General features: G+C 72.0%; 13 protein-coding genes. 7 read left to right on the plus strand and 6 right to left on the minus strand.

Annotation, left to right across the window (positions count from 1 at the left end; all coding sequences use genetic code 11):
* Positions 1 to 73: 73 nt before the first annotated feature.
* Both ASC58_RS00640 and ASC58_RS00645 read right to left on the minus strand, forming a co-directional pair.
* Positions 74 to 280, minus strand: a complete 207-nt coding sequence (locus ASC58_RS00640; protein ID WP_056918074.1) for a DUF5302 domain-containing protein — start codon at positions 278 to 280, stop codon at positions 74 to 76.
* A 144-nt stretch (positions 281 to 424) separates the two neighbouring features.
* A complete protein-coding gene (locus tag ASC58_RS00645) occupies positions 425 to 760 on the minus strand; it encodes a hypothetical protein (RefSeq protein WP_056918075.1) in 336 nt (111 codons plus the stop codon).
* Positions 761 to 937: 177 nt separating this feature from the next.
* Between ASC58_RS00645 and lpdA the strand changes: the two genes are divergently transcribed.
* Genes lpdA through ASC58_RS00660 form a run of 3 tightly spaced genes read left to right on the plus strand, consistent with a single transcriptional unit; the run spans position 938 to position 5241 of the window.
* Positions 938 to 2317 (plus strand): dihydrolipoyl dehydrogenase, encoded by a 1380-nt coding sequence (lpdA, locus tag ASC58_RS00650; protein WP_056918076.1) that lies wholly within the window; start codon positions 938 to 940, stop codon positions 2315 to 2317.
* Between the two features lie 48 nt (positions 2318 to 2365).
* The gene (gene sucB / locus ASC58_RS00655; protein WP_056918077.1) at positions 2366 to 4312 is read left to right on the plus strand and encodes a 2-oxoglutarate dehydrogenase, E2 component, dihydrolipoamide succinyltransferase; all 1947 of its coding nucleotides are present in this window, start codon (positions 2366 to 2368) and stop codon (positions 4310 to 4312) included.
* A 26-nt stretch (positions 4313 to 4338) separates the two neighbouring features.
* Complete coding sequence (locus tag ASC58_RS00660; protein WP_056914924.1) at positions 4339 to 5241, plus strand: TIGR01777 family oxidoreductase; 903 nt, start codon at positions 4339 to 4341, stop codon at positions 5239 to 5241.
* Between the two features lie 17 nt (positions 5242 to 5258).
* On the opposite strand, the gene ASC58_RS00665 is transcribed toward ASC58_RS00660, so the two are convergent.
* Positions 5259 to 6845, minus strand: a complete 1587-nt coding sequence (locus tag ASC58_RS00665) for a serine/threonine-protein kinase (protein ID WP_056918078.1) — start codon at positions 6843 to 6845, stop codon at positions 5259 to 5261.
* A 94-nt stretch (positions 6846 to 6939) separates the two neighbouring features.
* On the opposite strand from ASC58_RS00665, the gene ASC58_RS00670 reads away from it, so the two are divergent.
* From ASC58_RS00670 to ASC58_RS00685, 4 genes are all read left to right on the plus strand, one after another.
* Positions 6940 to 7686: a peptidase E gene (locus ASC58_RS00670; RefSeq protein WP_056914926.1), complete on the plus strand. Its 747-nt coding sequence runs from the start codon at positions 6940 to 6942 to the stop codon at positions 7684 to 7686.
* A 10-nt stretch (positions 7687 to 7696) separates the two neighbouring features.
* Complete coding sequence (gene lipB / locus ASC58_RS00675; protein ID WP_056914927.1) at positions 7697 to 8332, plus strand: lipoyl(octanoyl) transferase LipB; 636 nt, start codon at positions 7697 to 7699, stop codon at positions 8330 to 8332.
* Between the two features lie 191 nt (positions 8333 to 8523).
* Entirely contained in the window at positions 8524 to 9561 is a 1038-nt protein-coding gene (gene lipA / locus ASC58_RS00680; protein WP_056914928.1) for a lipoyl synthase, read from the plus strand.
* 19 nt (positions 9562 to 9580) lie between these two features.
* Entirely contained in the window at positions 9581 to 10315 is a 735-nt protein-coding gene (locus tag ASC58_RS00685; protein WP_056918079.1) for a DUF4191 domain-containing protein, read from the plus strand.
* Positions 10316 to 10347: 32 nt separating this feature from the next.
* Here ASC58_RS00685 and ASC58_RS00690 read toward each other — a convergent pair whose 3' ends face one another.
* From ASC58_RS00690 to ASC58_RS00700, 3 genes are read right to left on the minus strand one after another with little or no spacing between them, the layout of a single operon-like run.
* Entirely contained in the window at positions 10348 to 11409 is a 1062-nt protein-coding gene (locus ASC58_RS00690; RefSeq protein ID WP_056914930.1) for a LacI family DNA-binding transcriptional regulator, read from the minus strand.
* Between the two features lie 4 nt (positions 11410 to 11413).
* A complete protein-coding gene (locus ASC58_RS00695) occupies positions 11414 to 12763 on the minus strand; it encodes a GH1 family beta-glucosidase (protein ID WP_200947697.1) in 1350 nt (449 codons plus the stop codon).
* A gap of 2 nt (positions 12764 to 12765) precedes the next feature.
* Positions 12766 to 13743 (minus strand): carbohydrate ABC transporter permease, encoded by a 978-nt coding sequence (locus ASC58_RS00700; protein ID WP_082552810.1) that lies wholly within the window; start codon positions 13741 to 13743, stop codon positions 12766 to 12768.
* Between the last annotated feature and the right edge of the window lie 2 nt (positions 13744 to 13745).

The raw sequence follows: 13745 nt of genomic DNA on the forward strand, positions 1-13745 counted from the left end.
GGGGCCCGTCCGGATCGGACGGGCCCCTCTGCAGATATATCCAGGCGTGGATCAGGAGTGCGGTCGAGCCGCCTCAGCCACCGCTCTTGCGCCGGAACATCTGCTGCGTCGCGCTCGTCGCCGCGCCCTGGGCGTGGTCGACCTTGCCGTGCTCGCTGTCATCGGACACGTCGCGCCCTGCGTGCGACTGCTTCTTGTCCAGGGCCTCGCGGAACTTGCGCTTCATCTCCTCGCTGGGCCCCGTGGATCCTTGGGACTTCGCACCGTCGGACTTGGCCATCGTGCCCTCCTGCTGCTCGTGCGGCGCGGGCCGCGTGCGGACCCGCCGTGGGTCAACCTTCGCATCCCGGCTCCGGGGGGCACCACCGCATATCCCCTCGGGTCGAGCGCGCGTCGTGCCTCGCGACGCCACCGGTATGGCGCGTCAGTCCTTCTTGCGCTGGCGGGAGTTCCACTCCCGCATGCGGTTGGGGTACCCGGTCTGGAGGACGTCGTACACCGGGACGCCCAGGCTCCCTGCCAGCTCGAAGGCTGCCTGCCGGGAACCGGCCGCACGACGAGTCCACTCGCCGTCGTGCGCGATGAGGATCACCGTCGTCGCCGTGACGTTGGTGGGTGGCTCGACGTAGGCCTCGACCCCGCGACGACTCTGGGTGAAGTCGGCGAAGTGCTTGCGCACCGCCTGCTGGTCCACCGCCATGTTGGGTCCGTCGGACGGACCACGTCCGGAGCCCTTGTGTCCCCGCTTCCACCACGCCATGACCCAACGATAGGGGGACGGACTGTGCAACTGCTGCCATTGCACGGACGTGGACCTGCTTGCGCCCCGCACTCCAAACAGTGACAAGATGCACTGTGTCGATCCCGGGCTGGTCACGACCTGGCCGCTCCACCGTCGACGAGGACCACCCAGTGCCCACGACGCGAGGGAGCGAGCATGTCGGCTGACGCCGAGACCATCTTCGATGTAGTCATCCTGGGTGGAGGAAGTGGCGGCTACGCCTGCGCGTTCCGTGCGGCCGAGCTCGGACTGAGCGTCGCACTCGTCGAGAAGAACAAGCTCGGTGGCACCTGCCTGCACGTCGGGTGCATCCCGACCAAGGCGCTCCTGCACGCGGCCGAGGTCGCCGACACCGCCCGTGAGGGTGCGCAGTTCGGTGTGAAGTCGACCTTCGAGTCGGTCGACATGTCCGGCGTCAACGCCTACAAGGACGGCGTCATCGCGCGCCTCTACAAGGGCCTGCAGGGCCTGGCCAAGGCCCACAAGATCGAGCTGGTCGAGGGCGCCGGGCGCCTGGTCGACCGCTCCACCGTCGAGGTCGACGGTGGAGCGGTCCGCGGCCGCAACGTCGTCCTCGCCACCGGCTCGTACGCGAAGTCGTTGCCCGGCCTGGAGATCGGCGGTCGGATCATGACCAGCGAGCAGGCCCTGGCGCTGGACTTCGTACCGCCGCGCGTCGTCGTCCTCGGTGGCGGCGTCATCGGGGTCGAGTTCGCGTCGGTGTTCCGTTCGTTCGGTTCCGAGGTCACCATCGTCGAGGCGCTTCCCCGGCTCGTCGCCGCCGAGGACGAGGCCGTCTCCAAGACGCTCGAGCGCTCGTTCCGCAAGCGCAAGATCGCGTTCCGGACCGGGGTCAGGTTCGCGGGCGCGACGCAGTCGGGCGACACCGTGACCGTCTCGCTCGAGGACGGCGCCACCATCGAGGCCGACCTGCTCCTCGTCGCCGTCGGCCGTGGGCCCGTCACCGAGGGCCTCGGGTATGCCGAGGCCGGCGTCACCCTCGACCGTGGTTTCGTCACCACCGACGAGCGCTTGCGCACCGGCGTGGAGGGTGTCTACGCCGTCGGCGACATCGTCCCCGGGCTGCAGCTCGCCCACCGTGGGTTCGCCCAGGGCATCTTCGTCGCCGAGGAGATCGCGGGACTGGCCCCGGCCGTCATCGACGAGCTCGGCATCCCGCGAGTCACCTACTGCGACCCCGAGATCGCCTCGGTCGGCCTCACCGAGAAGCAGGCGGCCGAGAAGTACGGCGAGGTCGAGACGTACGAGTACAACCTCGGCGGCAACGGCAAGTCGCAGATCCTGCAGACGCAGGGGTTCGTGAAGCTGGTGCGCGAGAAGGACGGTCCCGTCGTGGGCATCCACATGATCGGCGCCCGCATGGGTGAGCAGATCGGCGAGGCGCAGCTCATCTACAACTGGGAGGCGCTGCCCTCCGACGTCGCCGGGCTGATCCACGCCCACCCGACCCAGAACGAGTCCCTCGGTGAGGCGCACCTGGCGCTCGCCGGCAAGCCCCTGCACGCCCACAACTAGACGCACTGCTGATCCGCCAGCGAACACGAAACAAGGAGATAGAGGGACATGTCTGAACGCGTGACCATGCCGGCCCTGGGTGAGTCGGTCACCGAAGGCACCGTGACGCGCTGGCTGAAGAACGTCGGCGACACCGTCGAGGTCGACGAGCCGCTGCTCGAGGTCTCCACCGACAAGGTCGACACGGAGATCCCCTCGCCCGTCGCGGGTGTCCTCCAGGAGATCCTGGCGAACGAGGACGACACCGTCCCCGTCGGCGCCGACCTCGCCGTCATCGGTGACGGCAGCGACAGCGGCAGCAGCGACTCCGGCGACCAGTCCGGCGACGCCGGGCAGGACGCGGGCGAGCGGGCCTCCGCCGAGCAGGCGTCGGCGGAGTCCGACGAGCCGCCGGCCGAGGCTCCCTCGACCGAGCAGGCGCCGCAGGAGTCCACCTCCGAGCCCGAGGCCGCTGCTGCCAGCGGGTCCTCCGACGGTGGTTCCTCCGACAGCGGGTCCTCCGCCGCCGGTGGCTCTGGTTCGGGTGGCGATGGTTCGGGTGAGACGGTCACCATGCCGGCGCTCGGCGAGTCCGTCACCGAGGGCACCGTCACCCGCTGGCTCAAGGCCGAGGGCGACACCGTCGAGGTCGACGAGCCGCTGCTCGAGGTCTCCACCGACAAGGTCGACACCGAGATCCCCTCGCCGGTCGCCGGCACGCTCACCAAGATCCTCGTCCAGGAGGACGACACCGTCCCCGTCGGTGGCGAGCTCGCCATCATCGGCGGCTCCGGCTCGTCCGGCGGTTCGGGCGACAGCACGCCCGCCGAGGCCCCCAAGGAGGCCGAGGCCCCGAAGGAGGAGTCCAAGCCGGAACCCGCTCCCGAGCCCGAGGCGCCGAAGCAGGAGGCTCCCCAGCAGGAGGCTCCCAAGGAGGAGGCCCCCAAGGAGGAGGCCCCCAAGCAGGAGGCCCCCGCTGCTCCTGCGCCGCAGGCTGCTGCCGCCCCCGAGTCCGCACCCGCTGCGCAGTCGTCGGGCGACAGCCAGGACGCGTCGGCCTACGTCACACCGCTCGTGCGCAAGCTCGCGGCCGAGAACAAGGTCGACCTCGGCTCCCTCAAGGGGACCGGCGTCGGTGGCCGTATCCGCAAGCAGGACGTGCTCGACGCCGCCAAGGCTGCCGAGGAGGCCGCCAAGGCCGCGGCGGCTCCCGCCCCGGCGGCTGCTGCCCCTGCTGCCGCTCCCGCGGCGTCGACCTCGTCGGCGGCCCCGGCATCGGGCTCGGCCTCGGTCTCGCCGAAGCGCGGCACCACGGAGAAGATGTCCCGGCTGCGCCAGACCATCGCCAAGCGCATGGTCGAGTCCCTCCAGGTCTCGGCCCAGCTGACCACGGTGGTCGAGGTCGACGTCACGAAGATCGCGCGGCTGCGGGCCAAGGCCAAGAACGAGTTCGCGCAGCGCGAGGGCACCAAGCTCAGCTTCCTGCCGTTCTTCGCCCTCGCGGCCGTCGAGGCGCTCAAGGCCCACCCGTCGGTGAACTCCAGCGTCGAGGGCACCGAGGTGACCTACCACGGCACCGAGAACCTCGGTGTGGCCGTCGACACCGAGCGTGGCCTCCTCGTCCCGGTCATCAAGGACGCCGGCGACCTCAACATCGCCGGGCTGGCCCGCAAGATCGCCGACCTCGCCGAGCGCACCCGCACCAACAAGATCGGCCCGGACGAGCTCGGCGGCGGCACCTTCACGCTGACCAACACCGGCAGCCGGGGGGCCCTGTTCGACACCCCGATCATCAACCAGCCCAACGTCGCCATCCTCGGCACCGGCGCGGTCGTCAAGCGCCCGGTCGTGGTGTCCGACGGTGACGGCGGCGAGACGATCGCGGTCCGGTCGATGGTCTACCTGGCCCTGTCGTACGACCACCGGGTCGTCGACGGTGCCGATGCCGCGCGCTTCCTCACCACGATGAAGACGCGTCTCGAGGAGGGCGGGTTCGAGTCCGACCTCGGGCTCTGACCTTCCCCACCTCACCAGGAGCACTCATGCCGCAGCGCGTTGCCGTCACCGGTTCCACCGGCCTCATCGGCAGCGCGCTGTCGGCGTTCCTGCGCGAGCGGGGCGACGAGGTGGTGCGCCTGGTCCGTCGGGCGCCCGAACAACCCGACGAGGTCCGCTGGGACCCCGCCGCCCGGCTGCTCGACCCCGCGGCGCTCTCGGGCGTGACGGCCGTCGTGCACCTCGCCGGGGCCGGGGTCGGCGACCACCGCTGGACCCCCTCCTACCAGCAGCAGATCCTCGGCTCGCGCGTCGACGGCACCACGACGATCGCCACGGCGCTGGCCGACCTCGGCGAGCCCGTGCGCCTCGTCAGTGGGTCGGCGGTCGGTGTCTACGGCGACCGGGGTGACGAGGTCCTCACCGAGGACTCCCCCCTGGGCGGCGGTTTCCTCAGCGAGGTCGTCCGCGCCTGGGAGGCAGCCGCGGACCCTGCCCGCGACGCAGGCCTCTCGGTGGCCCACCCGCGCACCGGGATCGTGCTCTCCCCCGAGGGCGGCGCCCTGTCCCGCATGCTGCCGCTGGCCCGCCTCGGCATCAACGGCCCGCTGGGCAACGGCCGTCAGTGGTGGCCGTGGATCTCCCTGCGCGACACCGTCGCCGGGCTCGCCCACCTCGTCGACCACCCCGAGGTCGAGGGTCCGGTCAACCTCGTGGCCCCCACCCCCGATCGCCAGATCGACATCGCCAGGGCCCTGGGCCGCCAGATCCACCGGCCGGCGATCTTCCCGGCGCCCGCCTTCGGCATCAAGCTCGTGCTCGGGGGCTTCTCCGACGAGATCCTCACGAGCAAGCGGGTCGTCGCTCAGCGACTCACCGCCTCCGGCTTCACCCACCGCGACCCCGACATCGCCTCCGCCCTGCGCTGGGTGCTCGCGCAGCAGTCCTGAGACCCACCAGCCACTCGTCACGCGACTGCCTCCACCCGTTCGACCAGCCAGCGCCCCCCGCTCCACACCAGGACGAACCGCAGGGCCTGCCCCCGCACCGCCGCCTCGCTGCGCACCACCCGCCGTGCGTCGGTCGCCGACACGACCCGGTATGCCGCCGTGTCGACGACCGCCTCGACGGTCGCCGACCGCGTGGTCACGGTGACGGGACGTGCCGACCGCACGGTCAGCCGGACGCCGGCGTAGGCCACCCCGGCCTCGCGGACCCGGCGCAGGTCTGCGGTGTCGCGGTCCAGGGCGGCCGAACCGGGGGCGTCCAGGTCGGCCAGGTCGTCGTCGCGGCCGCTGACCATGACCTCGGCCCGCAGGGTGGCCAGCTCCTGGACCAGGGCCAGGGGGGCGAGCGTCGGCGCCCGGTGGTCCCGTTGCGCGTGCCGTGGCGACACGGACGGCGAAGGGATCCGCGTCATCGGGCTCGCTCGCGGGCCGGCCGCCGGCGCCCCGCGCTCCGTGGACCTCGCAACGCGCGCGGGGTCGTCCGTCGGGCGGCCCGGTCCGAGCCACCCCGGCGACCGAACCACCCCCGTCGCCAGCAGGGCCCCCAGCACGAGCGCCGACAGCAGTCCCGCCCCGGCCACCCCGGCCCTCGTCCTCGGCCGCTCCAGGCACGTCCTCGACCGCCGCAGCCACGTCCCCACCTCCACCGGCGCGGCGACCCCCGGTGCCGCCTCGTGGTCGGACGGTGTTCGGCGCAGCCGCTGCGTCAGCAACGAGGTCTCGTCCGTGCCGACGACCAGCCGCACGGGTTCGCAGGGCGCCGAGTCGAACCACGCCAGGGCGAGCTCCGCCGCGCTCGGGCGGTCCGCCGGGTCGGCCGCGAGCGCCCGCGTCGTCACGTCCCGCCACGCGTCGGGGACCTCGGGGGCGAGCGTCTCGAGCGGGGGCCGCCAGGAGACGGGCTCGGGGGCCTGCCCGGTGACGCACCACCAGGCCAGGGCCCCCGCGGCATACACGTCGGCAGCCGGGGTGACGGGACCGCCGTCCACGACCTCCGGCGCCACGAACCCCGCGGTGCCGACCGCGTGCCCCGGCGCCTCACCGACGAACCCGGCCACCCCGAGGTCGGCGAGCAACGGGCGACCCGAGCGTTCGAGCAGGACGTTGCCCGGCGTGACATCGCCGTGCTGCACCCCGACGGCGTGCAGGCCCGCAAGGGTTCGCGCGACGGGTGCCAGGACGGTCACCGACTCCCCCACGTTCAGGTGCCCGCGAGCCCCGACCACCCGGGCCAGCGACCCGCCGGCCACGTGGTCGAGGACCAGCGCCACCCGCTGGTCCGCGCCGGGGAGCGCCACCGCCTCGTGGAACCGCACCAGGCCGTCGACCTCGACGCGGCCGAGCACCCCGAGCTCGCGGACCGCCGCGTCCGCCTGCTCGCCCACACCGACCGGGACGACCTTGACCGCCACCGGCGACCCGTCGCCGTCGCGGGTGGCCGCCCACACGACACCGCTGCCACCGGCCCCGATCCGGGCGCCCAACGTGTAGCCGGGCACCCGCGGTGGCGCCTGCTCGTCGGCACGGGTCTCGTCGTCCGGGTCCACCACCTCAGTCTGGCCACGGACGCGGCACCCCCTGCCCGGTTGTCCACAGGCCCGGGCGCGGGCAGCCGTCAGCAGCCGTCCTAGAGTCGGGGCCATGCCTGCAGACCAGCCCACGATCCTGGCCACCTCGGGTGGCTACCGCTACGGCTCCCGCATCCGCCTCGAGTTCAACTCGCTCGTGCACCACGCGGTCGAGCTGTCCGGCGCCGAGGGACGCGCCCCGCGCATCACCCACCTCGGCACCGCCGGAGGGGACCAGGCCTACTTCAACGGCTGGATGGACGAGGCCGGTCGCCACGCCGGGTTCGACCTGAGCAACCTCAACCTCTTCTCGATGCCGAACGTCGAGGACGTCGAGGGCCACCTCCTTCAGCAGGACGTCGTGTGGGTCAACGGCGGCTCGGTGGCGAACCTCCTGGCCGTCTGGCGGGTGCACGGGCTGGACGAGATCTTCGAGCGGGTCTGGCGCGCGGGCGTCGTCCTCGCCGGCGTCTCGGCTGGTTCGATCTGCTGGTACCGCGGCGGCACCACCGACTCGTTCGGCCCCGAGCTGCGCGCGGTCACCAACGGCCTGGCCCTGCTCCCCTACGGCAACGGCGTCCACTACGACTCCGAGGAGCGCCGCCGCCCCTTGGTCCACCAGCTCGTCGCCGACGGCACCCTGCCGACGACGCACTGCACCGACGACGGCGTCGGCCTCGTCTACCACGGCACCGAGCTCGCCGGGGCGGTCACCGAGACGGACGGCAAGGGGGCCTACCTCGTCACGCGTGACGGCGACACCGCCGTCGAGGAGCGCCTCGAGCCGGTCCGGCTCAAGGCGCCGTCGGTGCGGGCGTAACGTAGGGGCCATGCGGTTCGAGCACGTCGGTTTCTCCCCTGACCTCGTCGACTACGAGCAGGCCTGGGCCCACCAGCGCGAGGTCCACGCCGGGGTCGTCGCCGGCGACGAGGACACCGTGCTCCTGCTCGAGCACGCCGCCGTCTACACCGCGGGCAAGCGCACCGAGCCCCAGCAGCGTCCCGTCGACGGGACCCCGGTCATCGACGTCGACCGGGGTGGGCTCATCACGTGGCACGGTCCCGGCCAGCTCGTCGGCTACCCCATCGTCCGCCTCCACGGGGTGCCGATCGACGTGGTCGCCCACGTCCGTCGCCTCGAGGAGGTGATGATCCGCACCTGTCGCGAGTTCGGCGTCGAGACGGTGCGGGTCGAGGGACGCAGTGGGGTGTGGGTGCTCGCCGACGACCGCGGCCCGGACCGCAAGCTCGGCGCCATCGGCGTGCGCGTGAGCCGTCAGGTGACGATGCACGGCTTCGCGCTCAACTGCGACGCCGACCTCTCGTGGGCCGACAACATCATCGCCTGCGGGATCGAGGACGCCGGGGTGAGCTCGATCAGCCGCGAGACCGGCCGGGTGGTCACCGTCCAGGACGTCCTCCCGTATGCCGAGAAGCACCTCGCCGACGTCCTCGCCCCCGCCTGACCGACCCGGGCTTCACCCAGCCCTCTCCCCACCGCCGGATCGAGGTATTTCCCCACCGCAGGACGGTGGCGGAATACCTCGAACGGCGCTGACGTAGTCTTGAGGGACGCCCGGTGACCTCCGGGCGCACCCGTGCCCCGCGGCATACCGGCCGCCGGAGGCGCACCGAACGCAAGGCGAGGGAGTCTGCTGTGACCGTGGCACCCGAGGGCAGGCGCATGCTGCGCGTCGAGGCGCGCAACGCCCAGACCCCGATCGAGCGCAAGCCGGAGTGGATTCGGACCACCGCGAAGATGGGCCCGGAGTACACGAAGCTGCACTCCATGGTGAAGACCGAGGGTCTGCACACGGTCTGCCAGGAAGCCGCCTGTCCCAACATCTTCGAGTGCTGGGAGGACAAGGAGGCGACCTTCCTCATCGGCGGTGACGTGTGCACCCGCCGCTGCGACTTCTGCGACATCGCCACCGGCCGCCCCGAGGCGCTCGACCGCGACGAGCCGCGCCGTGTGGCCGAGTCGGTCGCCACGATGGGACTGCGCTACTCCACCGTCACCGGTGTCGCCCGTGACGACCAGCCCGACGGCGCTGCCTGGCTCTACGCCGAGACCATCCGCCAGATCCACGCCAAGAACCCCACCACCGGTGTGGAGATCCTTCCCCCCGACTTCGGCGCCAAGCCCGAGCTCGTCGGCCAGGTCTTCGACGCCCGGCCCGAGGTGTTCGCCCACAACCTCGAGACCGTGCCGCGCATCTTCAAGCAGATCCGCCCCGCGTTCACCTACGACAAGTCCCTCCAGGTCCTGTCGATGGCGCGCGAGGCCGAGCTCGTCACCAAGTCCAACCTCATCCTCGGGATGGGCGAGGAGGACCACGAGGTCGAGCAGGCCATCCGCGACCTGCACGACGCGGGCTGCGACATCCTCACCATCACGCAGTACCTGCGTCCCTCCAAGCTGCACCACCCGATCGACCGCTGGGTGAAGCCGGAGGAGTTCGTGCACTGGTCCGACGTGGCGCAGGAGATGGGCTTCAAGGGCGTCATGGCGGGCCCCCTCGTGCGGTCGTCCTACCGCGCCGGCCGCCTGTGGGCGACCGCGATGAAGAAGTGGGGACGCGACATCCCCGAGCACCTCCAGCACCTCGCCGACGCCGCCGGTGACCCGGCCCGCCAGGAGGCCGCCTCCCTCGTGGCCGCACGCACGCCGGCCGCGTTGGGTGCACCCGCCTGACACCCGTATCCTGACCCCCATGGCCCGCGAGAAGAAGCAAGAGTCCGACACCCCGAAGAAGCAGGGCCGGTTCTCCCAGATCCGCCAGGTGTTCACGGCGGCACGGAAGGCAGACCCGACCATCCCGTGGTGGATGCTGCTCGCCTTCGTCGCCGTCCTCGCGGTCGGCACGACCATCGGTGTCCTCGTCGGTCACTGGACGTACGCCCTCGTCCTGAGCATCCCGCTCGGGCTGCTCGCCGCCACCCTCGTGCTCAGCCGCCGGGCGGAGCGCGCGGCGTACGCCAGCCTCGAGGGCCAGCCCGGTGCGGCCGGCGCCGCACTCGGTGCGCTGCGTCGTGGCTGGTTCTTCTCCCAGGAGCCGGTGGCCATCGACGGCGCCCGGGGCACCCGCCCCGAGGACATGCACGGCGCGGCCTTCGTCTACCGCGCGATCGGCCGTCCCGGCGTCGTCCTCGTCGCGGAGGGTCCGGACGCCCGTCGCACCAAGCTCATCGCCCAGGAGCGCAAGAAGGTCGAGCGGGTGGCCCCGGGCGTCCCGATCTCCGCGATCGTCGTCGGTGACGGTGCCGACCAGGTGCCGGTGCGCAAGCTCAGCAACAAGATGACGCGCATGAAGCCCGTGCTGACCAAGGAAGAGGTCTCCGCGGTCAACAAGCGGCTCAAGTCCCTCGGTGGGATGCGCCCGCCCGTCCCCAAGGGGATCGACCCGCAGCGCGCCCGCATCGACCGCAAGGCCATGCGCGGCCGCTGATCGCGCCGCCGGCCCGACCGGCGACCGAACGCTCAGGTGGAGGCGCGCTCGACCAGCTCGGTGTCGAGCACCAGCTGTTCGTCGACGCGGCCGTCACCGTGGCCGATCTGGGCCAGCAGCATGGTCGCCATCTCGCGTCCCAGCTGCTCCATCGGCTGGTGCACCGTCGTCAGGGGTGGTTCGGCGACCTCGGCGAGCGGTCCGTCGTCGAACCCGACCAGGGCGACGTCGTCCGGCACCACGCGTCCGGCCTCCCGCAGCACCCGCAGCGCTCCGAGGGCCATGGGGTCGCTCGCCGCGAAGACCGCGTCCACGTCGGGACGTCGGGCCAGCAGCGCACGCATGGCGGCGGCGCCACTGGCCTCGCTGAAGTCACCGAGCTCGACGAGCGAGTCGTCGACCTCGTGCCCGGCGGTCGCCACGGCGGCCCGGTATCCCTCGAGCCGGTCACGGCCGGCGATCATGTCCTGCGGACCGCCGATGTGCCCCACGACCGAGCGTCCCCGGGACAGCAGGTACGCCACCGCGTCGCGCGCTCCCCCGCTGTTGTCGACGTCGACGTAGCTCGCGTCCGCGAGCCCGTTCGGGCGCCCACAGAACACGATCGGCAGCCCGCGCCCCTGGATCAGCCCCGGCAGCGTGTCGGCGTCGTGGGCGGAGAGCATCAGGACCCCGTCGACGTGCTGGGGCGTCAGGTAGGAGTCGAGCCGGTCGACCTGCTCGCGGGTCTGCACCAGTGCCAGCACCAGCTGGCGGGACGCCTCCCCCACGACCGTCGTGATCCCCCGGACCACCCCGGCGAAGAACGGCTCACCGAAGATGCGCTCCTCGGACTCGGAGATGACCAGCGCGATGGCCCCGGTGCGGCGGGTCACGAGGGCGCGCGCCGCCATGTTGGGCACGTACCCGAGCTCGTCGACGGCACGCAGCACGCGGACGCGGGTCCGCTCCGAGACCTGGGGCGAGCCGTTGATGACGCGGGACACGGTCCCACGCCCGACCCCGGCACGGGCAGCAACCGCCTCGAGGGTGGGTTGCCCGCTCGAGCCGTTGGTCGTGCCGTTGGTCGTGCCGGTGGTCACGCCGTTCGTCATGGGGTCAGTATTGCGTGCGCTTCCCGGCGAGGAACGCGGCATACCAGCGCCCGCTGTCCTTGACCGTGCGCTCCTGGGTGTCGAAGTCGACGTGCACGATCCCGAACCGCTTCGCGTAGCCCTCGGCCCACTCGAAGTTGTCCATGAGCGACCAGGCGAAGTAGCCGCGCAGCGGCACCCCGCCGGCGATCGCCTTCGCGCCCGCCTCGAGGTGGCTGCGCAGGAAGTCGACCCGTTCCGCGTCGTGCACCTGTCCGTCGACCAGCTCGTCGTCGAACGCCGCACCGTTCTCGGTGATGACGAGGGGGATCTGGCCGTAGTCCCGGGTGACCCTCTGGAGGATGTCGGCGAGGCCCTCGGGATCGACCTCCCACCCGAGCGCGGTCGTCGGCAGCCCGCGGGAGGCGAAGTCCACCTCGCCGGTCCCGGGCAGGGCGCCGGGTGCCACCACGTGCCGCGTGTAGTAGTTGACCCCGAGGAAGTCCAGGGGCGCACTGGTCGCCGCGAGGTCGCTGTCGTGCACGAACGACAGGTCCGTCAGGTGGGCGACGTCGTCGACGACGTCCTGCGGGTAGCTGCCGCGCAGTACGGGGTCGAGGAACCACCGGTTGGACAGGCCGTCGACGCGCCGGACGACGTCCTGCGTCCCGTGGCCGTCGTGGGCCGGCGCAACCGGGTAGAGGTTGAGCGTGATGCCCACCTCGGCGTCAGGCGCCCGCTCCCGCAGGGCCTGGACCGCGAGGCCGTGTCCGAGGAGCAGGTGGTGCGACGCCGCGAGGGCCGCCCCCGCGTCCGACCGCCCGGGGGCGTGCCGTCCCGAGCCGTACCCGAGGAACGCCGAGCACCACGGTTCGTTGAGGGTGATGAAGTGCCCGACCCGGTCGCCGAGCGCGTCGGCGACGTGCGCGGCATACTCCGCGAACCGGTGCGCGGTGTCACGCACCGGCCATCCGCCGGCGTCCTCGAGCGGCTGCGGGAGGTCCCAGTGGTAGAGCGTCGCCCACGGCGTGATCCCGCGCTCGAGGAGGGTGTCGACGAGCCGGCTGTAGAAGTCGAGCCCCTGGCGGTTGACCGGCCCCGAACCCGTGGGCTGCACGCGCGGCCAGGCGATCGAGAAGCGGTAGGCGTCGACGCCGAGCGACGCCATGAGGTCGACGTCCTCGGCGTACCGGTGGAAGTGGTCCACGGCGACCGCGCCGCTGTCGCCCCCCACCACCCGGCCGGGCGTCGCCGAGAAGGTGTCCCAGATGGACGGGCCGCGACCTCCTTCGGTCGTGGCCCCCTCGATCTGGTAGCTCGAGGTGGCGACGCCCCACGTGAAGCCGTCCGGGAAGTCGCTGCGCGACAGGTCCATGGTCATCCTTTGACTCCGCCCTGCATGATGCCGCCGATGATCTGGCGGCCGAACACGATGAACACGATGACGAGCGGCAGCGTCCCGAGGAGGGTGCCGGCCATGACCAGCGCCTGGTCGGTGTAGTAGCCGCCGGACAGCCGGGACAGCGCGACCTGCACGGTCGGGTGCTCGGCGTCGAGGGTGAGGTAGGGCCACAGGAAGTCGTTCCACCGCTCCATGAACGTGAGCAGCCCGAGGACCGCCGCGGCCGGTCGCAGGATCGGGAACACGATCGAGAAGAAGATCCGGGTCGTGGAGGCTCCGTCGACGCGCGCGGCCTCGATGAGCTCGTTCGGGATGGCCTGGGCGGCGTACTGCCGCATCATGAAGACCCCGAACCCGCTCACGAGGAACGGCAGCAGCGCGGACGGGAGCGTGCCTGCCAGCCCGAGCTTGCCCATGAGCATGTAGAGCGGCACCAGGCCGAGCTGGACCGGCACCATCATCGTGCCGATCACGATGAGCAGCAACGCGTTCCGGCCCCTGAAGGCCAGCTTCGCGAAGGCGAACCCGGCCAGCGCGGAGAGCACCACGACCGAGACCGTGGCCAGCCCGGCGACGAGGACCGAGTTGACCATCGCCTGGGCGAACATCACGTCCTGGTTGGCGAAGACCCGCGAGATGTTCTCGCCGAGCTGGTCACCCGGGGTGAGCGGTGGCGGGATCGACGTGATGTCGCTGTTGGGGCGCGAGGCCATCACGACCATGTAGTACAGCGGGCCGGCGGCGAGCAGCACGGAGATCGCGAGGGTCAGGTACACGAGCGGGGTCGCCGGCGTGGCACCGGTGCTCCGGTCCGCCGCCCGTCGCAGCGAGCGGGTATGGCGCCTGCTCACCGGTGGGGCCACGGCACCGTCCGTTCCGCGTGCGGCCACGGCGCGCGACGGAGCAACGGGCGCCGGGGTGCGCGTCGGGGGCTGGGTCTGGGTCGGGGGCATGG

It is taken from the genome of Phycicoccus sp. Root101 (genome assembly GCF_001426245.1).
Taxonomy (GTDB): domain Bacteria; phylum Actinomycetota; class Actinomycetes; order Actinomycetales; family Dermatophilaceae; genus Pedococcus.

Coding starts and splice junctions, on each gene's coding strand:
- ASC58_RS00640 (WP_056918074.1), bottom strand. CDS start 280: ATGGCCAAGTCCGACGGTGCGAAGTCCCAAGGATCCACGGGGCCCAGC.
- sucB (WP_056918077.1), top strand. CDS start 2,366: ATGTCTGAACGCGTGACCATGCCGGCCCTGGGTGAGTCGGTCACCGAA.
- ASC58_RS00690 (WP_056914930.1), bottom strand. CDS start 11,409: ATGACGAACGGCGTGACCACCGGCACGACCAACGGCACGACCAACGGC.
- ASC58_RS00685 (WP_056918079.1), top strand. CDS start 9,581: ATGGCCCGCGAGAAGAAGCAAGAGTCCGACACCCCGAAGAAGCAGGGC.
- ASC58_RS00660 (WP_056914924.1), top strand. CDS start 4,339: ATGCCGCAGCGCGTTGCCGTCACCGGTTCCACCGGCCTCATCGGCAGC.
- lipB (WP_056914927.1), top strand. CDS start 7,697: ATGCGGTTCGAGCACGTCGGTTTCTCCCCTGACCTCGTCGACTACGAG.
- ASC58_RS00700 (WP_082552810.1), bottom strand. CDS start 13,743: ATGCCCCCGACCCAGACCCAGCCCCCGACGCGCACCCCGGCGCCCGTT.
- ASC58_RS00695 (WP_200947697.1), bottom strand. CDS start 12,763: ATGGACCTGTCGCGCAGCGACTTCCCGGACGGCTTCACGTGGGGCGTC.
- ASC58_RS00645 (WP_056918075.1), bottom strand. CDS start 760: ATGGCGTGGTGGAAGCGGGGACACAAGGGCTCCGGACGTGGTCCGTCC.
- ASC58_RS00670 (WP_056914926.1), top strand. CDS start 6,940: ATGCCTGCAGACCAGCCCACGATCCTGGCCACCTCGGGTGGCTACCGC.
- lpdA (WP_056918076.1), top strand. CDS start 938: ATGTCGGCTGACGCCGAGACCATCTTCGATGTAGTCATCCTGGGTGGA.